Below are 19,876 nucleotides of genomic sequence, written 5' to 3' on the forward strand. Positions count from 1 at the left end.
GTCAAGTTTATAATCTCAATGAGAATGTGTCTAGTTGATGGGAATGGGACTTGACTGAGACGCAGTTCGTCGAGTGCTGGGGTGTCTCACTCGGGTGTACCCCATATGATCGAATGATTGTGCGAGTGCCGGTGCGAGGTGCTGTCGGGGCACAACTACGATGCGGTCATGGCAAATCGGAAACCAACAGTTCTGGACAGCGTGAGTGACGCCAACGAGGGAGACCGGCTCAAGCTCGACCACGGCGACGGCTTCGTGCAATACGTGCGGGTCGCCGAGAGCCCCATCCATGACGATGTCCGAGGCCGGGGCGCCAGGCTCGACTACGAGGGCGACTACGGCGGTGCGGTGCGGCAGTTCGACTCGATGTTCGAGGATGTGACGATCACCGTCGTGCGCTGAGCGCTACGCGGCGGGCGTACGGTCATCGAGCCTTAACTGCGACTGTATGTGTACACCTCTTCCGTACGTTTCGCGGCCGTGGTGGCATGACGAATGGCCAGGTGTACGGTGTCCTACCGGCTTGCGGACGTGTAGTTCGATCGGATGATTGCAGGATTCGAGTTTCGCAGGCGCCCGCGTGGCGCGGGCTAACCGCTATACGGTGCACGACATGATCCGACACCTCGGTGGGCCGCATGGCGCCTAAGAAGAGCACCGAGACGCGCATGACTCTCTACCGCCTGTTCGGCTACTCGTCTCTGGAGAAGGTGATCCGTGAGAGGTACTCGGACTTCGGGGAGGAGCAGGTGGTAGTCGGCGGACGGCAGTCCGTCCTTCACTGGGGTCAGACTCCGGAGAAGACCGTGAAGTGGGCCGCGATCGTGAAGGGCCTTTCCGGGACGAGTATCGACCTGTCGACTGGAGTTCCCGCCGCTGTGCTGGTGATACCCGGGTCGGACGACGAGTCCGCAGAACCATTCGCGTGGGCAGTCACGTTCGGGATGGGATTCCAGCTCCTCGATCAGCGATACATAGACGCCGGTTTCGGGCAGAGGGTCGCCATCCGGGGTGCCGACCCCACACGACTGAACTCAATCACCAAGGTGACGTTGGACGAGTCGGCGAAGACAGACCGATCATCGATACCGGTGGGTGCGTCACTGCGCAGCTTCGGCTTCGAGGACATCGGAGAACTCGCGACCAGAGTCGTCGCTTCTGGGGTCGTGGAGGGAATCGGTTCGGGTGGCAAGCCGGTGACGATACGAGGCGCCGACGCTCTCAGCATGCCGATGTCCAAGAAACCGGACGAGTTCATCGCCGATCTCGACAGGCTCGTAGAGGTTCTGGACAAAGAGCCCGCGAGTGAAGAATTGGCAGACTTGGAGAGGTTGGTCCTGATCAAGGACAAACCAACGATCGAGGATCTCGACCGTGCGCTCGTCGAGGCGATCTCCGAGAGAGCGCCGAAGCGACTGAGCATCGCGTGGCCGCACGAGACGGTCGACGAATTCGGTCTGGCGCAGGGGTTCAAGGTCACCCATTCGGGCTACCGCGAGATCCAGGACGGATTACCCACGCTCGACGACCTGCTGTCCCCCGTCAGGAAATCGGACAGGAGCAATTGGGCCAATCGACTCAGCGAGATCGGGGTGTTCCTCTACGAGAGCGCTGACTCCGACGGTCTTGTGAGTTCGCGCATACCGGTGAGGAAGTGGCTCACTTTTCAGGTCGATAGGCACGATCGCCGATACTTCCTGCACAGCGGGCGGTGGTATCTGATGGAACAGAGCTACGCGGACAAAGTGGTGGAGCGTACCCGCGAGATTTTCGCCAGACCGGCGCCGATAGCGAACCTGCCACGCTGGGAATCGGGTATGGACGAGGCTGCCTACAACAAGCGAGTCGCCGAGAGCGTCAGGGGACTCCTGCTCGATCGGAAGCTGATCAAGGGCGAGACGACGAAGGGGCGGTTCGAGGCGTGCGACGTTCTGCTGAACGACGGCACGTTCATCCACGTCAAGCACGTCCAATCATCGGCTCCTGCCAGTCACTTGCTGGCGCAAGCCCTCGTCTCGACTGAGATCCTCACCCACGACACGAAGGCGCGCACTGATCTGCGTAGACGCATCCGCGACGAGGGTCAGGACTCGAAGGCGTATGAGTGCACGCCCAAGAAGGTCGTGGTAATCCTTGCAAAGGAGGGCGCGGCGATGGACGCCGATTCGCTGTTCACCTTCACGCAGGTGAATCTCGGGCGGCAGGATCGGCTGCTGAAGTCGCGGGGCGTCGACCTGTCGATCGTCTCGATCCTCAAGGAGTGACAGTCTGCGGCCAACCGGCGCTTCACGGGCTCAACCCCACCGGTCGGTCTCGATGAAGCACCAGCCGATCTGGCCGAGGTCGTAGTTGCCGTCGGCGTCGGGGCGCAGTTTGTCGCCGGAGATGACCGCGGTGGTCTCGATGAAGTGCAGGGTCTCGCCCTCGGCGGCGGCGATCACCGACTCCAGCACATCGCGGGTGACCACCGGGGTGGCCCAGCCGTTCCAGGGCCGACCGTAGCGCACCGCGGTCCAGACGTGCTCGGGCTCGAAGCCGTCGATGGTGAAAGTGCTTGGCATGGTCTGAGCGTATCCCTTCTCGGAGAGCCAGATTCAGGTCCGAATGGCGGTTCGTCGCCGACTTGTCGTTGGCGGGTGCTAGTTGTTGTCCATGTCCATAGGTCCTCTGACGCGCAGCTCAGTTCTGTCGGCGATTGCGGAGTGCGAGTCGCTTGGCCGGGAGGCTTTCCTGGCGCGTGGCGGATACTCCGCTGCGCACGAGTACTTCCTCATCCACAACGGCCGCGCGTACGACTCGAAGGCGATCGCGGGTACTGCTCACCGGATCGCCACGGGCGAAGAGGTCGGGTCGGCCGACTTCCGGGGCGGGACGCAAATCGCGGAGCAGCTGCGGAGCCTCGGCTTCACTGTCACTGGTGACACCGACTGGACCTGGGACGAACTGATACTCGCGTGCGACCTCCTCGCGAGCCGCGGGTGGGTAGCGGTCCCGAGGAACTCGACTGAGGTCGTCGCATTGTCCGACCTGCTCCGAGCCCAGAACCCTGCTCTGGCGCTGTCGCCATCGTACCGAAACGTCAACAGCATCAATCGCAAGCTTGAGGACCTCCGGTCGGCGCACCCCGGCTACTCGGGCAAGCCGACCAAGGGTGGGCACCAGACAATCCGGATGACGCAAGCGTTCGTCGAGGACTACGAATCGATGCACCGTGCGGCGACGGCCCTGCGCTCACTGGAGCGGTTTACCGACGAATCCGATGAAGGCTTCCCTACGGCCACCGACGTCCCTCCCAGCGAACTCGCTCAGGCGACCGAAGGGCGAGTGATGGAGCGGATCGTGACCCGTCGCGAGCGCAATCCCGCGATGCGCAGGGCGAAGGTCGACGAGTTTCGCCAGCGCCATGGGCGATTGTTCTGCGAGTTGTGCGACTTCGATTTCGCCCGGGCCTACGGCCCGCACGGCGACGGCTACATCGAGGTGCACCACAGAGTGCCACTGCACGCGAGCGGAGAGGTCACCACGACTGTCGACGACCTGATCCTGCTGTGCGCCAACTGCCACCGCATGATCCACTACCGCTCGCCCTGGAAGACGCCCGAGGAACTGCGTGAACTGGTTGAGGGCAGTCGTCGCTGACCAGGCACCTACAGCGCGGCGCAACGACGACGGTAGCCCGTGCAACTATGCTCATCTGTGACCGAGTGAACTGAGGAGACCATGACAGAGTTGACGTCCGTTGAGATCTGCACGGGTGCGGGTGGGCAGGCACTGGGCCTTGAGTGGGCCGGATTCGACCACCGCGCTGTCGTAGAGATCGACGCGCACGCGTGCAACACGCTGCGCACCAACCGCCCAGGTTGGAACGTCATCGAGGATGACCTCCTTGAATGGGAACCGACCGACGACCTGCTGGGGGTCGATCTGTTCGCCGGCGGCGTCCCGTGCCCGCCGTTCTCGAAAGCAGGCAAGCAGCTCGGCGCTGACGACGAGCGCGACCTGTTCCCTCGGGCTCTGCATTTCGTCGAGCAGATCGGACCGCGTGCGGTGATGCTGGAGAACGTTCGCGGGCTCCTGGACGCGGCGTTCGATGACTACCGCCAGGCTGTACTCGCACGTCTCGACCACCTCGGCTACAAGGGCGAATTCAAGCTTCTGCATGCATCAGACTTCGGGGTCCCGCAGCTTCGCCCGCGCGCCATACTGGTTGCTGTCCAGAAAGACCTCCCGGACTTCGAATGGCCTGAGCCGCACGGCGAGACCGCTCCGACCGTTGGTGAATGCCTCGTGGATCTGATGGGTTCGCGAGGCTGGAGTGGAGCGCGGGCATGGGCGAAACGTGCGAATACGATCGCCCCCACATTGGTCGGCGGGTCCAAGAAGCATGGAGGTCCAGATCTCGGGCCGACGCGCGCACGACGGGCCTGGGAAGACCTGGGGGTGAATGGCAAGACGATCGCCGAAGAGGCGCCGGACGCCGATTTCGACGGGCTGCCACGACTGACTGTCCAGATGGCGGCACGTATCCAGGGGTTCCCCGACGAGTGGGAGATCACCGGTCGCAAGACCAATGCGTACCGCCAAGTCGGCAACGCGTTCCCTCCACCGGTCGCTGAAGCTGTTGGGCGGCAGGTACGCAAGGTGATCGAGGTCGGCCGGGCCGACGGCCGACGAGTCGCGTGACATCCCTCGTCTCGCGCGAGCGAGCAGCCTTCTATCGCCGACTTATCGCTGACGGCACCCTGTCGATCTCGGGCGGAGTGGCGTCGAATGCCGACAAGTCGCAGAAGACGAGCACGACGATCGCACTCGACATCGCCGAGCGCCTCGGCGCGCAGACGATCGGCAAGAAGCTCGATGGGCAGAAGGCCGGCAAGCAGTTCGAGGACGCGGTGTCGGCTTTCGTCTCAGCAACGTTCCCGCACCTGGCATCGCTACGACCGGGGTCATGGGAAGTCCTCAATGTCGGCGGATCGAGAGGCACCTACCAGATCGCCAAGTACGAGCCCTACACGCATCTCGACGATCTCGCGGGCGCCATCGACTCCGATCCCACACTGCAGTCGGTCCTTGGGAACTCGTACGAGATCAGCCCCGACGTGCTCGTCCTCCGTCGCCCAGAGGCTGATGAGCGGATCAACGCTGACATGGATCTCGTGGACGAGTCGACGGCGCGGCGCACGATCATCCGATCCGTCAACCAGGAGCGCCCCATCGTCCACGCCATCGTGTCCTGCAAGTGGACGCTACGGTCAGATCGCGCGCAGAATGCCCGTTCGGAAGCACTGAATATCATCCGCAACCGGAAGGGCAGAACCCCGCACATCGCAGTAGTGACCGCAGAGCCGACCCCGTCACGACTCGCCTCGCTTGCACTGGGCACCGGTGACGTCGACACCGTGTACCATTTCGCGCTACCCGAGCTGGCCGACGCGGTGAAGGCTAGCGGCAACGACGAGGCCGAGAGCATGCTGCAGATTCTGGTCAACGGCAAACGACTGCGCGACATTAGCGACTTGCCGCTCGATCTCGCAGTGTGAGCGGACTCGTCATCGCTGCTGTGCGGCCCGTATCTGCTTAACTGCGGACGCCAGAGCGCGATCGTCCGGGACATGAAGCCTGCCGAAGGTGTGCTGTGTGGGCAGGTTGAGCGAGACGTAGCTGAACGAGTCACCCAGCAGGTCGCGCGGCCGTGGCTTTCGCCCGGCAGCACCGTCACGGAACGCTACGTTCCCGATGTATAGCGAGACGACGGTGCTGCCGATCCACGCGTCGGTTCGAAACAGTGCGTCGGCGAGCGGATGCACTTTGAGGTCGAGTCCTGCCTCGCGGATTCCGACCGCTGTGACCAGCTCACGCAGGAACGAGTAGTAGCTGTTACCGATTCGCCACTGCATGGCATCGCGGGCCCGTTCTCGGCCATGACGCACGGCCGCGAGTCTGACCGCCTCGATCGCGGGCTCGGTCAGCATCTGCCGAGCGGTGGGATCATCGACCGTGAAAGTGCGAAACTCCTGATAGGTGAAGGGCTTTCCGATCTGTTCCAGAGCGTAGTGCAACACATGTGTCATCGCGAAGCGCGGATTCCAATCACGAATCTCGGTGACCCCCGAGATCTCGTGCTTCTTGACCTCGCCCAGTGCATGCACCGTGCTAGCCGCCACCGCACGGAGTTCATCGGACGTCGTCGCGTAAGGGACCCTGGTGAGGTGAGGGAGCACCAGCGCGGCAACTTCAGGCCGCTCGTCCCGCCAGAGATCGAGGGCGCGGCGGGCGCGGGCGTCAACGGCGAGGTCTTCAACGACGTCGTTGCCCGAGATGTGCACCGCCCCATTGTTAGCGGCGGCTAGATGCGAACGCAACAGCGTCAGGCGATCTGATCCACCGGAGCCCCGGCCTTCACCGCTTCTTCCGAGATGTCCGTCGTAGTCCGACTCGGGCCTACACAGTCGGTGCCGCCAACCATGCAGCGGGTAGCGACTAGAATCAGGTCGACGAACTTCCCGTGTGGTGATCAAGGGGAGGTGCGGCTGACGGAGGCGGGCCTGCTTTCGATGCGCCACAGTGGTCAGGTCAATCGCCGACATCTCCGAGCGGACTCCCCTCCCACCCGGTTCAGCCTTTCGCTGACATCTGGGGAACCTCGTCGGCGGCGGCGATGATTCGCTCGGCCTGCGCGAGTGCGTTGATCGCGTTGCCGATCGGCTGCGTGCGCTCGAACTCGGCGTCAATCTCGGCTTCGCTCATCTGCTCATCGTCCACGCCTTCCAGTACAACTGAGGGGCAGGTGTCGTGTGCGGCATTCGCCGCAGTTTGTCTAAGTCGAGCAAAGCCCCAGTTCACGGGACCGAACCAGTGTCGTAATAGGCACCATTTGAATATCCGGGGGTACGATCGAATGGACCAGGTGAGGCCGTGAGCAGTGTCGACGGATCAGTCGAACTCGACGAAGCACCAGCCCAGTTCATAGAGGTGGTAGAGGCCGTCGCCGCCGGGCCGGATTTCGAAGTCGCCGTCGTCGGCCTCGTCACCGAAGACTGTGAACGCGCCGTCGGCGCCGACCTTGCCGGGAGCGCCGCCCAGCTCGGCGAGGTCCTCGACGAGGTTCTCCAGGGTCCGTCGGGTGACCACCGGTGTGGCCCAGCCGTTCCACGGCTCCTCGAAGCGCTCGGCGTGCCAGTTCAGGCCGACGTGCCCTTCGATGCCGAAGTCGCCGGCGGGCCGAGCGCCGAAATCCTGGCTTGATTCGGTGCGGCGCAGGCTAACCGCCGCCTGGCGCAACAACTGGCACTCATGGTCCTCGATCAGGGCGCGCTGATCCTCCTCGCTGAGGGTCGGCCATGTTCGGCGCAACATCGCAGAGGCCCAGTCAGGTACAGGAATGTCGGGATTCATTGGGCGGCTCCTTACGGCGTCGACGATAGCGGCGTGCGGCCGCTCGCGGACGCACCCGGTCGGCGCTGCGCGATCGACTACGAGCCGCAACTGTAGTGCGAAGGGGTCAGTCCCCGTGTGGGCCGAGCAGGTCTCGGAGCACCCGGTCGAAACGTGCCTGGATCTCGGGCGGCAACTCGTCGACGGCGGCCACGGCCAGTTCTGCCTGCGCGAGTGCGTTGATCGCGTTGCCGATCGGCTGCATCCGCTCGAACTCGGCGTCGATCTGCGCCTCGGTCATCATCTCGTCGTCATCCACATGCCTAGTACAGCGCGGTAGGTGTGCGACGCACAGCGGAACGAAGAAGGAGCATCCGCCAGCCACCGGCAGGCGGGTGCTCGTGTCGCAGGTCAGAGGAAGGCGGTCGTCCTCGTAGCCGAGTCGTATTGCATGACGTTGAGCCGACCGGTGTCCTCCACACGCCCGTCGAGGTACACGTGGCCAGCGTCGACATAGGGCTCCCAGCAGCGCATCCGGCCCTCCTTCGCGTGCAGCGGACCGACGCCGGTGTGACCGGCGACGATGATCTTGCCGACGGAGTGCTCGCCAAGCGACGGCGGGTGCTTCTCGGTGAACACTTCGTCGGTCGTCAACGATTCCCACATCGGTCCGGTCTCCTCGTCGACGCCGGCGTGGACGTAGATGTGCGTGGGCGTCTCGTGGAACAACGGCCGCTCCCTGAGCCAGGCGATCAGATCGGTATGACAAGCGCGGATCTCGCGCTTGAGCATGGCGTTGACGACGTCGATGGTGCCGCCAGCCAGCTCCGCGACGGCCTGCTCGATGATCCCTGCCGGCAGAAACGACCTGACCGTGACCAGGCCTGTGTCGGCCAGCAGCCAGGCGGGGTCGTTGTCGTCGGCGTCGAGCCAGTCGAGGAACCACACTTCATGGTTGCCGGCGAGCGCGATCACCTGGTCGGGGTGGGCGTCGGAGAGGGCCTTTACGGCGGTGAGGACACCGAGACTGTCAGGTCCACGGTCGACGTAGTCGCCGAGGAACACAGCGCTGGTGGTCGGGTCGGACAGATCGACCCCGGTCAGGGCGTCGCGCAACTCGGTCAGGCAACCGTGGAGGTCGGGAATAGCGTAGGTGATGGTCACAAGCTCCCCTTCTATATATAAGGCTCGGTTTTACTTGCATATGCAAGTAGTCCGCCGTCGGGTTGTGTCACCCGACTGCCGCCGGTGGCAAGAACGGCTCCCAAGTAGACATCGGTCGTGCGTTACTCGCACGTGAAAGTACGGATCCCGTGGGCGTTCGCGAACGCGCTGGTCAGACAGCCAAAGCATAAGGTGTTAATTACAAATAGTGGAGTACTCCGCCGTCGACATGCCCTCCTCTTCGGCCGCGAGCCGGATCGTTAACTCCCGAATCTCCGTCCAGCGTTGCCGCGCGGTCCCCGGAATCGTCATGACGTCTCCCTTTCGTCGATGAAACCCTGCATCACTTAGACGCGCGAAAGTCCGGACCGGTTCCGACGGCGGCGGTAGGGCGTGTCGGCTAAGAACTGCGCGCAGGCCGACGTCGGCCGGTCACGCCCCGCACACCACCGACTGGCCGAATCTCGTCGAGCACCAGTCGGCGAACCCGGGCATGTGGAGCACCGTGACACCGTCCTCCGCCGACGGCGCCAGGACCGCGGTCCACGACGTGCCGGGCTGGTTTCCGAGCGGTTCGCCCGTGTGCCAGGTCATGGTGTCCAGCGTGACGACGATGCCGTTGCCGTGCGCTCCCCACGTGGCGGTCCACTTCTCCACATTCGCGGCGCCGGAGGCCAGGGTGACCAATGCGGTCCCATCCGGCTGCAGCGTCATCTGCCGTCCGTGCCCGGTCCACTCCCCATAATAGCTAGACAGATCCGACCTGGGAGAGGTCTCCGTGGCCGCCTCGGTCGTCTCCGTCGACTCAGTGGGCATGACCGTCACCGTGGGCGACCCACTGTCGGTCACGGGCGCGACCGACTTCGTGACCGTGACGACCGTCGACGAGGCGCTCTGCCGCACGGCGCGGTCGCCGTTGTCGCAAGACCCGACTCCGACCGCCAGCAGCGCCGCTCCGGCCGCCACGGCCATCCATCGGGTGACTGCACGTGTATCCATGTACGAAGCGTGCGCGTCCGGGCGAGAAGAGGAAAGAGCGGCAGAACCGAATTCTGTCGTCTGAATGACCCGGGACGCCCGGCGCCGGCGCACGCCTCCGTCACACGCCCGCGAGGAGTCCCGACGCCAGGCCGATCACCACCGGCGCGATGCCCAGACATACGAACGCGGGAAGGAAGCACAGCCCCAGCGGTCCGCTGATCTTGACTCCCGCACGTTCGGCCGCTTCGAGAGCGGCGTTCTCCGCACGCCGCCGTGTGCCGTCGGCGAATCCCGAAACCACGTCGGCCACCGCTGAACCCGCTCGCGATGCCCTCCTGATCAGCGCCGCGAGTTCCGCGAACTCCGGGCTGTCGGACTCTGCGGCTGCCCAGGCCTGGTCCGGATCGGAGCCGAGCGCCAGGAGTTCCGCGGCTCTGGTGAGCGACCTGCCCAGCACCGGCGGCGACGTCCGGGCCGCGACCGCCGCCGCGGTCGCCAGCGGCAGTCCGGACCGGAGGCACACCGCCAGCGTGTCGTAGCCCGCTGCGATGTCGAAGGGATCCGGCGATCCTCCGGCCTCGTCCCCCGCACCGGTCTGCTCGGACTCCCGGACCCGGGCGAGCACCCACCCGGGCGGTGGCCACGCGAGCAATGCCGCCGCCAGAAGCACCAGCGCCGCACTCACGGCGCCACCGCCCTATTCGTGATCCGCCCGGCCCATGCGAGTCCGGCGACCGCCAGCAGCGTGCCGATCACCAGCAGAACACCGCCCGTCCCCGTGCCCAGCAGCACTCGAGCCGGATCGGCTCCCATCGCCTGTCCGAGTACCAGTCCGAGCATCGGCAGACCTGCGAGAACCGCCGCGGTGGCTCGTGGCCCCGCGAGCCCGGCTCTGGTCCGCGCGGCGAAGTCCTGCCTCGACAGGAGATCCGACCGCAGCGCGGCGAGCACCTCACCGATGGGCAGCCCGAACTCGAGCGACATGGCCCATGCCTGCGCCAGACGCCGGACCGGGTTCGACGCGGTTGACGGGGGTGGTCCCGGATCGCCGCCGAGTTCGGCCCGGGCCGCCATCCGGGCCAGTTCGTCCGCGACCGGTCCGGACGACCCGGACTGCAGCAGGTCGGACGCCGCGGCGCGACACGCCTGGACCACAGGGGCACCGACCGACAGTTCGGCTCCCATCACTCCGAGCGCGGCGATCAGCTCGCCCATGTCGCGATCTCGCGCAGCGTCCCGTCGCGTCTGCCTCCGCTGCCGGGTAATCGCACCGGCCACCAGCGCCCCGGCGACACCGGGTGCGACGCCGAACACGATCAGCGCGCCCGCGGGCAGCGCCCAGACCGTCAGCCAGGGGTCGGTCCGCCGGCGCGAGCCCCGATCGGCACGACCGCAGAGTTCCTCGAGTCTGCGGTGAGCCTGCGGCGCCGGCCACAGCAAGACGGCGGCCGCTGCCGCGAGGAGCAGCGGAACCACGGTCACGACCGACTCCCGATGAGCCGCACGAGAGTCTCCCGACGGTCGGTGAAACCGGTTCCGGCCCGCCACGCGGGCACCACCCGGACCAGCCCGGCTCGATCCCGTTCCACCACTCCGATCTCGGTCATCGACCGTCGACCGCCCGCGGTCCTGGCCATTCCGAAGATCACCTGAGCCCCTTATCTGTAGTAGCAAGACAAGATGAGTTATAAATATGCCCTTGACCTTTGCATTTATTGTTATCTACATGTATACTATTAGGTATCAACCGAGTATTCAGATGCGAAAACTTTCATCGGTGAACCTATTGATATGTAGGAACGGATATGAAATTCTTCATGCATGAACCTCAGCCAACTCCAGGCCAAGTGCGACCAGCTGGTCGAGCAGTTCAACGGCGAGTTCGTGGTGTTGCGGCGCGACCTGGCCGACGCCGTTCAGGCGGTTGCCGACCTCTGGGAACCTGTGGTGACCGAGCACGGCGGGACCGTGTCGGACCTACACGGAATGATCCACTGCACGGACGTGCGCGGGATGCTGTTGCTTCGCACTGTGGGTTTCAGGAATCCAGATTCTCCGCCGAAGCCTGGCGTGTTCGCGATGCGTTACGGGCAGGGGATGTCAGCACTGCTCGAGGACCAGCGAGGGACCAGCATCCGGGTCCGGAAGATGCCGGCGTCGGTCATCCCGGAGCAGGGCGAGCGTCTAATCGTGCGCACCGGCCCGGTTCCGGTGACTCCCGACGAGCGGGACTCCGGCCCGGCGGAGGCCGACTGGGTGCTTCCGTTCCCTGTTCCCGATCCGGAGCAGCAGATTCCCTCGGGCCCAGTGGAATGGTTCGTGCTCTACTCGTTCACGCCGGACTCGGTGCAGGTGGCCGAGGTTTTTCTGGCGGCGGTGGTCGGGATCGATTCATCGTCGACGGTGGCGATTTTGGCGTCGACTCCACTCCCGCGGCAAGTGCAGCCTCGTCAGGTCGTCGCCGAGAACGACGACGACTTCGGCGACCTGCTGGGCAAGGCTCAGGAGGGCGACGGTCCTTCGCCGGCCTAGCGGAATTGTCAGACCCGGTCGCTACCGTCAGTCGGCGAGTGTTTGAATCGGGGACGTTATGACCACATGTGAGGTGTACGGACTCAGGGTCCGGCAAGCGAGACTGCTCCGACGGATGACCGCCAAAGAAGTACTCGCGAAGATGGGCTGGTCTGGTGCGCGGTTGACGCGGATGGAGCGCGCGGAGACCGTCGAGTTGGCCGTCCAGGACGTCGATCATTTGAGTGAGGTTCTGCGGTTTCCTGCGGAGTTCTTCACCACCGCACCGGTGTCGCGGGTCGAGCCGTCGGATCTGTCGTTCCGGGCGCCGAAGGCGATGACCGCTGCCGAGAAAAATCGGATGGCGCAGGTGATGGCGTTGTCAGGTGACTTCCTGCTCCAGTTGCATGCTGCGCAGAAGTTGCCGCCCTTACTGATTGAGCCCAGACCGACGTTGGATCCTGTCGCTGCGGCCGCGGCGGCCAGGGAGATGCTCAATGTCGGACCGGATGCGCCGATTGCGGACCTGACTCATCTGATGGAACGAAGTGGGATCCCGGTGATGATGCGGAGTGAACGATTCGGATCCCAAGGCCTGGAAGGCAATTCACGCGGACGTCTGGAGAAGCATCTCGGGTGCTCGGTGTGGATCGGAGAATTCCGGGAACGGCCTCTGGTCGCGTCGCGGGAGTTGGACTCGTGGGAACGGACGCGGTGGACGCTCGCACACGAGCTCGGGCACCTGATGCTCCATCGCAATGCCGGTGAGATGACCGACGAACGCGAGCAAGAGGCCTCGCGATTCGCTTCGGAGTTCCTGGCGCCGTACGCGCATGCGTCGGCATCGTTGCGTAGTGCACCGTCGTTGGTGAATCTCCTTCCGGTGAAGATGAAGTGGGGCATCTCGCTCGGCGCATTGCTGCGCCACTTCTACGAGTCCGGCGCCATGGACGAGCATCGTTACGAGACGCTGCGCAAGCAGTTGTATACGCGGGTGAATCCTGATACCGGGTTCACCTGGGGCCGCACCGAACCGGGCTGGGACGATCGGCTTCCCGAGCGTCCTCGCCTGATGAGCAGGTGGGTCGAAGCGGTGTACGGCACCAAATCTGTGCAGGCTCTGGCCGCACGCCGATTGATCCTGCCGGTCGATGTGATCGGCGAGTTGATGGTCGGCCAGCGAGGGCCGGCTCAGAAGGCTGTAGCAACGCCGGCGTCAGCGGCCGCGCCGTCGGTCACCGGCCGCCGCGGCGCGGTTGTCGAGGTCGACTTCGCCGGCGCTCACCGTTCGCGGCAAGCGTGATCGTCGGCGGAGGTGGCGGTGATGGCCCGAGCACAGCGAATGAGATTCCCTGACCGGCCCGACTCCTACACCGTCGTCGACGACACCGGTCTACCCGTTCTGCCTGCGCACGAGTTCCTGCGGTTTCTGCGCGATCAGGACCGCTCACCTAATACCGTCCGCGGCTACGCCCGTGGCCTGGGATACTGGTGGACTTTGCTTGAGCATGTCGGCGACGAGTGGGACCAGTTTCCGGTGTCCCGGTTCGGCGACTTCCTGACCTACCTGCGGTACGGGGACCTGCCCGGCGTGACGCGACTGTCCGAGCGGGAGAGGTGGCTCGCCGAATCCTCGGTCGCCACCTACAGTGCTGCTGTGCTGGCGCTGTACACCTTCCACGCCGATGCTCATCACCTGATCGAACCGTATGAGCGGCTCTACAGTGCCCGCCGGACCCAACGCTGGGCGAGCCCCTACAAGGGCTTCCTCGACGGTGTCGGCCCGCACCGCGATCACCGGCGGCCGTTGTACCGGACTCGGCTGCCGAACCAGTCTGCGACGCCGGTCCTGGATCCAGCGCAGGTGGTCGCGATCCTCGACGACTGTGCGGTCCAGACCGACACCGGCTGGACCGGCGGCCCTGTCGGACTCCGCGACCGACTCATGATGGCGGTCCTGGCCGAGACCGGCATGCGCCTGGGTGAAACGTTATCGTTGCGGCACAGTGACTTCCACATCACTGGCGGCGTCACCCCATCCATCGACATCGTCGGCCGCGATGATCATCCTCACGGCCTGCGCGCCAAAACCGGGGCTCGCCGCATCTACATCGGTGACGACTTGGCCGCGCTCTACACCGAGTACGTGTGGATGCTCGTGCAGATGTGCGCTGACGTGCTCGTGGAGAACCTGGATTCACATTTCGTGTTCGTCAATCTCGTTCGCGGGCAGCAGTTCGCGCCGATGCGGGTGGAGACCGTGTACGCCCGGGTCGACCAGGTGCGGCGCCACCATCCCGACACAGTGCCGGCCGACTGGTCGCCGCACTGGCTGCGTCATACGCATGCGACCGCGTTGCTCCTCAACGGGACTCCGCCGCACGTGGTGATGCGGCGCCTGGGCCACCAGGATGTGCAGACCACTCTCTCGACCTACGGATGGGTGACCGAAGACGCGCAGATGCGGTCCCTGTCGCAGTGGAAGAACTACGTCGCGGGCTGGAGGGGAATCCATGACACCTGACCACACCCCGCGGCTGATACCTGCCGACGCCGCAGATCCCTCCGGGGACTCTTTGTGGGAGGCGCAGTGGGCGCGGGTCCCCGATCAATGGCGGCAGCTGCGGTACCGCATCGACCAGGCGCCCGCCGATCGCGTGTTTCTGCTCAATCGGCGGTACCTGCGGAACCCGGACGGGCACGACTTCACCCCGCAGTCGGTTCCGCTGCGCTTGCAGCAAGAGCTGGCGTGGTGGGTGTGGCTGTGCGGTGCCGACGGACTCCGCAAGATCGAACCGTCCCTGCTGCGCTGGTTCTCCCTGACGTTGACCGCGGCCGTCGCCGACTATCAACGAGTCCACGGTGATCCACCGACGTCGGTGACCGACCTGGGTGTCGCGGACCTGACCCGGTCGGCGCTGGTGGGGTTCGAGCAGCGCAATGCCCGCCTGGCGTCGGCGAACTCGCGCCGCAACATCACCAACTTCATCGAGCAGATGCACCTGCACGTCAGTGTCCGCTGCGGCACCAAGCCGTGGTGGGAGCACGACATCTGGGATCTGCGAGCCGATCGGCGGATCCCGCAACGCGAGCACGAACCGGCCCACGACAAAGCGCTACGCTTGGACACCCTCGAACCGCGCTGGCTCCGCGACGGTGTCCGCTTCTGGTTGCGGACCGCGCTGAGCACCGAACTGCTGCGGTGGTCGTCGGCGGTGGAGCGGGCCCGCACCCTGTCCCGCCTTCTCGGGCCGTTCCTGCAGGCTCAGGGCATCGACGATCCAGTGATCAGCACCGACCCCGCAGTATTGCGTCAGGTGTTCACCGACTTCTCCGGCTACCTGCACTCACCGCAGGCCTGTGCCCGGCCTGGGCGATTGTTGTCGGCGTCGGCCGTCGACGAGGCCCGCAGCCAGACGCAGGTGTTCTACACGTTCATGGCCGACCACGCCCCCGAAGCCGCGGCGGCGACCGGCGATCGTCGCTGGCTGGCGGTCTCGGCCGCGCACACCCGGCTGTGGGGGCCGGCGTTCCGGACTCGGCACTCCTCCCGCGTTCGGGAGTTGACCTGGTACAGCACCAGCGAACTGCAGCAGATGCTGTGCTACCTCGACGTCCTGTCCGCCGACCGCGGATTCCCGGTGTCGATCACCCACCCCGACCGAACCCTATCGGTCGTTGCCGGCCTCGGTGACCCGCAGACCGCCCGCATCTGGCTGCTTCAAGCCCTGACCGGCCGCCGAGCCTCGGAGATCCTGATGCTCGACCACGAACCCCTGGAGGCGATCCCTGGCATCGAACGTCCCGTAGACAGTAACGACCCCGATGCGTTCGTCGCCAAACTCCGGTACCAGCAGACCAAGGTCGACGGCGTCATCCCGACGATCCTGGTTGAGCAGGCCGTGGTGAACATCATCGCCGAACAACAACAGTACAACCGAGACCACTACCCGGACCTGACCCCGAAGTACCTGTTTCTCGGGGTCCGGCACCAATTTCAGGGGCAACGCCCCCGCCCGTATGCCTCCTACCGATCCGCACTGGCCAAACTCGACCGAGTCCACGGACTCACCGACAGCGCCGGAAACCCTCTGAGGTTCACCCAAACCCACCGGCTCCGGCACACCCGGGCGACCGAGCTCCTCAATGACGGCGTCCCCATCCACGTCGTGCAGCGCTACCTCGGACACGCCTCACCCGAGATGACCCTGCGATACGCGGCCACCCTCGCAGCCACTGCGGAAGCGGAGTTCCTCAAGCACAAGAAGATCGGCGCCCACGGCGCCGACCTGGGCATCAGCCCCACCGACGTCTACGACATGACCCAACTGTCCCAACGCACCGACCGCGTCCTCCCGAACGGCGTCTGTCTGCTGCCGCCCTTGCAGACCTGCGACAAAGGCAACGCCTGCCTGACCTGCGGTCACTTCGCCACCGACCGCACACACCTCGACGAACTCGCCGACCAGCGCACCCGTACCGAGTCGCTTCTCCAGGTGCGGCGCCGCCAATACCACGAGCGCACGGGTCGGCAACTTTCCGACGAGAATGTCTGGGTCCACGAACGTCTCCGCGAGATCGCCTCGCTCGATGCCATCATCGCCCGACTCGCTGCCGAAGAGGACCAGGCATCGGCCGATCGCGATTCTGCGGTGGCCGGGGCCGGCACCTCCGATCGGCGACCGCTGCTGCAGATCCAGACTCGAGGGCTGCACGAGATCGCACTAGGGAAAGCTGAGAACCGAGGTAATGGGGTATGACGCCACCGACTGATCAGGCGATCGCCGCGCTCAACGCCCACGCACAGCAGCGCTCCGCCGACGTCCGGACTCGGATTGAGAAGGCCCTCACCGCCATGCGGAGATCGGGGGCCACAATCAACATCAACGCCGTCGCTGTACGTGCCGGCGTCACCCGCAAGACGATTTACAACCATCCGGACCTGCGGGAGAAGATCCGCGCCCACACCACCATCGCCCCGCCACCCGAGGCTGCAGCCACCGACAGCTCCATCGTGTCGGCGCTTCGCGCTCAGTTAACGGCCAACGATGCCGAACTCCGTCGCCTCCGCGCAGAACTTCGCGCCAAGGACGTGCTGATCGCCAAACTCTACGGCCGGCTAGACACGGCGGACGAGTGACGACAGACCGCCGACGATTCTCGGGTAACCGGCGCACGTCCCGTCCCACGGTTCGAGAACGTCATTGCGCACATCGCGCCCAACCGTAGGGCCATCGGCTGATTCGTCTGTTCGCCAGCCTAGTCAGCAGGATCGAGGAGGTCGTCAATGACGGCATCCAGTCGTCGCCGAATGTGCTGTGGCGGTCCCACCACGGAGTCGACGAGGATCTCGGCCTGAGCAACGGCATTGATTCGACTGCCGATCCGCCAGGAGGCCGCAAACGCGGCGTCAGTGTCCACCTAGCCACCCACCAGAGTTACGGCGGCCGCGATGAGCGTGCCTCGGAAGCGGCCGGGATCGTCGGCGATGACCTGTGCCGGTGCTCGATCATCCAGGCGCGGATTGCGTCCTTGGAACCAGGCTTGGATCAACGATGGGGTAGCGCCGAGCTGGTGTTGCAGGGCCGCCACGCTGTAGGCCACCTTCAAACGGGCTCGGACGTGGTCCGGGACTGCGGCCGCGTGTGTGATGTAGTCGCTGACCGCAGCGGTGCTGGGCGCGCCGGCCAGATACGCAACCAAACGCGCACCGAGCAGCGTGCGCAGTTGGTCGACCAGTGTCGCGTCGTCGAGGGCGTCCAGATGCACTGTCACACGATCGTGGACGGCGGCAACCGAGGGCCGGACCGATTCCATGGATGTCATCGTCGCACACACAAGCCGCCTGATTCGCCGCCGTTTTTCGGAGGCTCCGCTGATCAGTGCCCAATCATTCGTGGCCACGCAGAACGCCGGAGCAGTCGCAGACCATTGAGCCCGACGATGATGGTGGACCCTTCGTGGCCGGCGACACCGAGTGGCAGAGGCAGCGTGCCGAGCAGGTCCCAGAGCACCAGTACCGCAATGAACGTCGCCGCGATGATGAGGTTGGCGACGACGACACGGTGCGCCCGCCGAGCAAAAGCGAGGACCGAGGGCACTGCGGTCAGATCATCACGGACGACGACGACATCGGCAGCCTGCAACGCCAGATCAGAACCGGCGCCGCCCATCGCGATCCCAACCTCGGCCGCAGCGAGCGCGGGCGCGTCGTTGACCCCGTCGCCCACCATAGCGACAGTGCGACCGCCAGCGTGCAGGGCGGCAATGGCGTCCGTTTTGCCCTCCGGGAGCAATTCAGCATGGATGTCAACGATGCCCACGTCGGCCGCGACGCGTTCCGCGGCTTTTGCGTTGTCACCGGTCAACAGGACGGTACTCACTCCATCGCCAGTCAGAGCGACCACGCTGGCGGCCGCGTCGACGCGTTGCGAGTCGCCCAGAGCCAACACTGCGATAGCCGCCCCGTTGTCGACGACGATGACCGCGGTGTCGCCTCGCGTTTCGGCGGCAGCAACGAGTTCGGCGACCTCGACCGCCGCGGGGGTGTCCGAGGTGTGTGGAGACACGACCGCGATCTGGTGCCCGCCAACAACGCCGGTCACACCGCTCCCCGGCTGCGCGGCAAAGCCTTCCACCGGCGGGACCGATAGCCCTCGCTCATGGGCAGCTGAGACGATGGCCGCCGCCAGTGGGTGTTCACTGAGTGACTCGACGGCTGCGGCGACGCTGAGGACCGTGTCGATGCCGTGGCCGAGGTCGAGGCCCTGCCCGGTGAGGTCGACGGTGGCCAGGACAGGACGGCCGGAGGTGATTGTGCCCGTCTTGTCGAATGCGACAGTGTCGATCGTCGACAGATTTTCCATGACCACCGCTGATTTGATAAGGACGCCGCGGCGACCTGCGTTGGCGATGGCGGCCAGCAACGGCGGCATGGTCGCCAAGACCACCGCGCACGGCGACGCAACGATCATGAACGTCATCGCTCGCAGCAAAGACGGCTGCAGTTCGGCACCGAACGCGAGCGGAATCGCGAACACCAGGAGCGTGCAGGCCACCATGCCGATCGAATACCGCTGTTCGACCTTGTCGATGAACAGCTGTGCTCGCGCCTTCGTCTGCGACGCTTCGGCGACCATCGCCGCAATACGCGCGACGACCGAGTCGGCGGCAGGCCGGTCAGCGCGGATTGTCAGTGCGCCGGTGCCGTTGACCGTACCGGCGAAGACCTCGTCGTCGACCCGCTTGATCACCGGTAGCGGCTCCCCAGTAATGGTGGCCTGATCGACTTCACTGGCACCGTCGATGACGGTGCCGTCGGCGGCGATACGCTCACCGGGGCGGACCCGGATCACGTCGCCAACGACCAACCCCGCGGCGTCAACGATCTGCTCGTGCCCGCCGGCGCCAAGGACCGTGGCCCGACTCGGCGCAAGGTCGAGCAGTCCGCGCACCGAATCCTCGGTGCGAGCCGTCGCCCAGGCCTCCAAGGCGCCGGAAGTCGCGAAGATGACGATCAACAGGGCACCGTCGGTGACCTGCCCGATCGCGGCAGCACCGATCGCGGCCACAACCATCAGCAGGTCGACGTCGAGAGTCTTCTCGCGCAACGCCTGCAGACCGGACAGCGCCGACTCCCACCCACCGACGACATAGCAGGCCAGATATAGCGTCCACCACACTGCCGGCGCCGTGCCGCCGAGCTGCGCGGCCAGCCCGGCCACGAACAACACCAATGCGGCCACTGCCCATCGGACCTCGGCAAGGTCCCATGGACGGGTCCGCGCCCCGGCATAGCCACGCCTCGCGGCACCCCTGCTTTGGTCGACCTGTGTCGTCGCCATGT

Annotated in this window: 23 protein-coding genes and 1 pseudogene; 11 read left to right on the top strand and 13 right to left on the bottom strand. The window is 65.3% G+C overall.

The features are described from left to right. The first annotated feature begins 168 nt into the window (after positions 1-168). Together ACZ5QD_RS12890 and ACZ5QD_RS12895 are read left to right on the top strand one after the other, a co-directional pair. Positions 169-402 (top strand): hypothetical protein, encoded by a 234-nt coding sequence (locus ACZ5QD_RS12890; protein ID WP_464366836.1) that lies wholly within the window; start codon positions 169-171, stop codon positions 400-402. A gap of 266 nt (positions 403-668) precedes the next feature. After that, complete coding sequence (locus ACZ5QD_RS12895) at positions 669-2,264, top strand: DUF6119 family protein (RefSeq protein WP_464366837.1); 1,596 nt, start codon at positions 669-671, stop codon at positions 2,262-2,264. A gap of 30 nt (positions 2,265-2,294) precedes the next feature. Here ACZ5QD_RS12895 and ACZ5QD_RS12900 read toward each other — a convergent pair whose 3' ends face one another. Next, a complete protein-coding gene (locus tag ACZ5QD_RS12900) occupies positions 2,295-2,561 on the bottom strand; it encodes a hypothetical protein (protein WP_464366838.1) in 267 nt (88 codons plus the stop codon). Between the two features lie 91 nt (positions 2,562-2,652). Here ACZ5QD_RS12900 and ACZ5QD_RS12905 point away from each other — a divergent pair. From ACZ5QD_RS12905 to ACZ5QD_RS12920, 4 genes and pseudogenes are all read left to right on the top strand, one after another. Further along, a pseudogene (locus ACZ5QD_RS12905) lies at positions 2,653-2,904 on the top strand (hypothetical protein); the annotation flags it as partial. Positions 2,905-3,018: 114 nt separating this feature from the next. Further along, complete coding sequence (locus ACZ5QD_RS12910) at positions 3,019-3,639, top strand: HNH endonuclease (RefSeq protein WP_464367271.1); 621 nt, start codon at positions 3,019-3,021, stop codon at positions 3,637-3,639. Positions 3,640-3,720: 81 nt separating this feature from the next. Continuing rightward, positions 3,721-4,683 carry a DNA cytosine methyltransferase gene (locus ACZ5QD_RS12915; protein ID WP_464366839.1) on the top strand — a complete coding sequence of 321 codons (963 nt, stop codon included), beginning with the start codon at positions 3,721-3,723 and terminating at the stop codon, positions 4,681-4,683. Then, complete coding sequence (locus ACZ5QD_RS12920; protein WP_464366840.1) at positions 4,680-5,540, top strand: NgoMIV family type II restriction endonuclease; 861 nt, start codon at positions 4,680-4,682, stop codon at positions 5,538-5,540. Before ACZ5QD_RS12915 ends, ACZ5QD_RS12920 begins: the two co-directional genes overlap by 4 nt. A 9-nt stretch (positions 5,541-5,549) precedes the next feature. Here the strand turns inward: ACZ5QD_RS12920 and ACZ5QD_RS12925 are convergent, their stop codons facing one another. The 9 genes from ACZ5QD_RS12925 to ACZ5QD_RS12965 all read right to left on the bottom strand — a co-directional run bounded on the left by ACZ5QD_RS12925 (position 5,550) and on the right by ACZ5QD_RS12965 (position 11,156). Further along, the gene (locus ACZ5QD_RS12925) at positions 5,550-6,326 is read right to left on the bottom strand and encodes a hypothetical protein (RefSeq protein ID WP_464366841.1); all 777 of its coding nucleotides are present in this window, start codon (positions 6,324-6,326) and stop codon (positions 5,550-5,552) included. A gap of 289 nt (positions 6,327-6,615) precedes the next feature. Beyond that, positions 6,616-6,762 carry a hypothetical protein gene (locus tag ACZ5QD_RS12930; protein ID WP_464366842.1) on the bottom strand — a complete coding sequence of 49 codons (147 nt, stop codon included), beginning with the start codon at positions 6,760-6,762 and terminating at the stop codon, positions 6,616-6,618. A 171-nt stretch (positions 6,763-6,933) separates the two neighbouring features. Further along, a complete protein-coding gene (locus ACZ5QD_RS12935) occupies positions 6,934-7,395 on the bottom strand; it encodes a hypothetical protein (RefSeq protein WP_464366843.1) in 462 nt (153 codons plus the stop codon). Positions 7,396-7,501: 106 nt separating this feature from the next. Continuing rightward, positions 7,502-7,693, bottom strand: a complete 192-nt coding sequence (locus tag ACZ5QD_RS12940) for a hypothetical protein (RefSeq protein ID WP_464366844.1) — start codon at positions 7,691-7,693, stop codon at positions 7,502-7,504. A 92-nt stretch (positions 7,694-7,785) separates the two neighbouring features. Further along, entirely contained in the window at positions 7,786-8,538 is a 753-nt protein-coding gene (locus ACZ5QD_RS12945) for a metallophosphoesterase (RefSeq protein ID WP_464366845.1), read from the bottom strand. Between the two features lie 432 nt (positions 8,539-8,970). Then, a complete protein-coding gene (locus ACZ5QD_RS12950) occupies positions 8,971-9,537 on the bottom strand; it encodes a hypothetical protein (protein WP_464366846.1) in 567 nt (188 codons plus the stop codon). A 100-nt stretch (positions 9,538-9,637) separates the two neighbouring features. Continuing rightward, positions 9,638-10,204, bottom strand: coding sequence for a type II secretion system F family protein (locus tag ACZ5QD_RS12955; RefSeq protein WP_006898135.1), 567 nt, complete (start codon positions 10,202-10,204; stop codon positions 9,638-9,640). Then, positions 10,201-11,001, bottom strand: a complete 801-nt coding sequence (locus tag ACZ5QD_RS12960; protein ID WP_045538944.1) for a type II secretion system F family protein — start codon at positions 10,999-11,001, stop codon at positions 10,201-10,203. Before ACZ5QD_RS12960 ends, ACZ5QD_RS12955 begins: the two co-directional genes overlap by 4 nt. Continuing rightward, complete coding sequence (locus ACZ5QD_RS12965) at positions 10,998-11,156, bottom strand: hypothetical protein (RefSeq protein ID WP_197078086.1); 159 nt, start codon at positions 11,154-11,156, stop codon at positions 10,998-11,000. The genes ACZ5QD_RS12960 and ACZ5QD_RS12965 overlap by 4 nt, the downstream gene beginning before the upstream one ends. A gap of 184 nt (positions 11,157-11,340) precedes the next feature. Here ACZ5QD_RS12965 and ACZ5QD_RS12970 point away from each other — a divergent pair, with 184 nt between their 5' ends. The 5 genes from ACZ5QD_RS12970 to ACZ5QD_RS12990 are packed head-to-tail and all read left to right on the top strand — an operon-like array spanning position 11,341 to position 17,170. Further along, positions 11,341-12,051, top strand: coding sequence for a hypothetical protein (locus ACZ5QD_RS12970; RefSeq protein ID WP_006898138.1), 711 nt, complete (start codon positions 11,341-11,343; stop codon positions 12,049-12,051). Between the two features lie 58 nt (positions 12,052-12,109). Beyond that, positions 12,110-13,333, top strand: coding sequence for an XRE family transcriptional regulator (locus ACZ5QD_RS12975; RefSeq protein ID WP_006898139.1), 1,224 nt, complete (start codon positions 12,110-12,112; stop codon positions 13,331-13,333). Positions 13,334-13,354: 21 nt separating this feature from the next. Then, complete coding sequence (locus ACZ5QD_RS12980) at positions 13,355-14,554, top strand: tyrosine-type recombinase/integrase (RefSeq protein ID WP_006898140.1); 1,200 nt, start codon at positions 13,355-13,357, stop codon at positions 14,552-14,554. After that, a complete protein-coding gene (locus ACZ5QD_RS12985) occupies positions 14,544-16,790 on the top strand; it encodes a tyrosine-type recombinase/integrase (protein WP_006898141.1) in 2,247 nt (748 codons plus the stop codon). Before ACZ5QD_RS12980 ends, ACZ5QD_RS12985 begins: the two co-directional genes overlap by 11 nt. Beyond that, complete coding sequence (locus ACZ5QD_RS12990; RefSeq protein WP_006898142.1) at positions 16,787-17,170, top strand: hypothetical protein; 384 nt, start codon at positions 16,787-16,789, stop codon at positions 17,168-17,170. The genes ACZ5QD_RS12985 and ACZ5QD_RS12990 overlap by 4 nt, the downstream gene beginning before the upstream one ends. A 119-nt stretch (positions 17,171-17,289) precedes the next feature. On the opposite strand, the gene ACZ5QD_RS12995 is transcribed toward ACZ5QD_RS12990, so the two are convergent. The 3 genes from ACZ5QD_RS12995 to ACZ5QD_RS13005 form a co-directional block, all read right to left on the bottom strand. Next, positions 17,290-17,451: a hypothetical protein gene (locus tag ACZ5QD_RS12995; protein WP_156150509.1), complete on the bottom strand. Its 162-nt coding sequence runs from the start codon at positions 17,449-17,451 to the stop codon at positions 17,290-17,292. Further along, positions 17,452-17,847, bottom strand: a complete 396-nt coding sequence (locus ACZ5QD_RS13000; RefSeq protein WP_006898143.1) for a hypothetical protein — start codon at positions 17,845-17,847, stop codon at positions 17,452-17,454. A 62-nt stretch (positions 17,848-17,909) separates the two neighbouring features. After that, complete coding sequence (locus ACZ5QD_RS13005) at positions 17,910-19,874, bottom strand: heavy metal translocating P-type ATPase (protein ID WP_039868140.1); 1,965 nt, start codon at positions 19,872-19,874, stop codon at positions 17,910-17,912. Positions 19,875-19,876: the final 2 nt, after the last annotated feature.

It is taken from the genome of Gordonia sp. J1A, assembly GCF_055393515.1.

Excerpts from the sequence above, each read along its gene's own strand:
- ACZ5QD_RS12890 (WP_464366836.1), top strand. The coding sequence starts at position 169 with ATGGCAAATCGGAAACCAACAGTTCTGGACAGCGTGAGTGACGCCAAC.
- ACZ5QD_RS12895 (WP_464366837.1), top strand. The coding sequence starts at position 669 with ATGACTCTCTACCGCCTGTTCGGCTACTCGTCTCTGGAGAAGGTGATC.
- ACZ5QD_RS12900 (WP_464366838.1), bottom strand. The coding sequence starts at position 2,561 with ATGCCAAGCACTTTCACCATCGACGGCTTCGAGCCCGAGCACGTCTGG.
- ACZ5QD_RS12915 (WP_464366839.1), top strand. The coding sequence starts at position 3,721 with ATGACAGAGTTGACGTCCGTTGAGATCTGCACGGGTGCGGGTGGGCAG.
- ACZ5QD_RS12935 (WP_464366843.1), bottom strand. The coding sequence starts at position 7,395 with ATGAATCCCGACATTCCTGTACCTGACTGGGCCTCTGCGATGTTGCGC.
- ACZ5QD_RS12950 (WP_464366846.1), bottom strand. The coding sequence starts at position 9,537 with ATGGATACACGTGCAGTCACCCGATGGATGGCCGTGGCGGCCGGAGCG.
- ACZ5QD_RS12965 (WP_197078086.1), bottom strand. The coding sequence starts at position 11,156 with ATGGCCAGGACCGCGGGCGGTCGACGGTCGATGACCGAGATCGGAGTG.
- ACZ5QD_RS12970 (WP_006898138.1), top strand. The coding sequence starts at position 11,341 with ATGAACCTCAGCCAACTCCAGGCCAAGTGCGACCAGCTGGTCGAGCAG.
- ACZ5QD_RS12975 (WP_006898139.1), top strand. The coding sequence starts at position 12,110 with ATGACCACATGTGAGGTGTACGGACTCAGGGTCCGGCAAGCGAGACTG.
- ACZ5QD_RS12980 (WP_006898140.1), top strand. The coding sequence starts at position 13,355 with ATGGCCCGAGCACAGCGAATGAGATTCCCTGACCGGCCCGACTCCTAC.
- ACZ5QD_RS12985 (WP_006898141.1), top strand. The coding sequence starts at position 14,544 with ATGACACCTGACCACACCCCGCGGCTGATACCTGCCGACGCCGCAGAT.
- ACZ5QD_RS12990 (WP_006898142.1), top strand. The coding sequence starts at position 16,787 with ATGACGCCACCGACTGATCAGGCGATCGCCGCGCTCAACGCCCACGCA.
- ACZ5QD_RS13000 (WP_006898143.1), bottom strand. The coding sequence starts at position 17,847 with ATGGAATCGGTCCGGCCCTCGGTTGCCGCCGTCCACGATCGTGTGACA.
- ACZ5QD_RS13005 (WP_039868140.1), bottom strand. The coding sequence starts at position 19,874 with ATGGCGACGACACAGGTCGACCAAAGCAGGGGTGCCGCGAGGCGTGGC.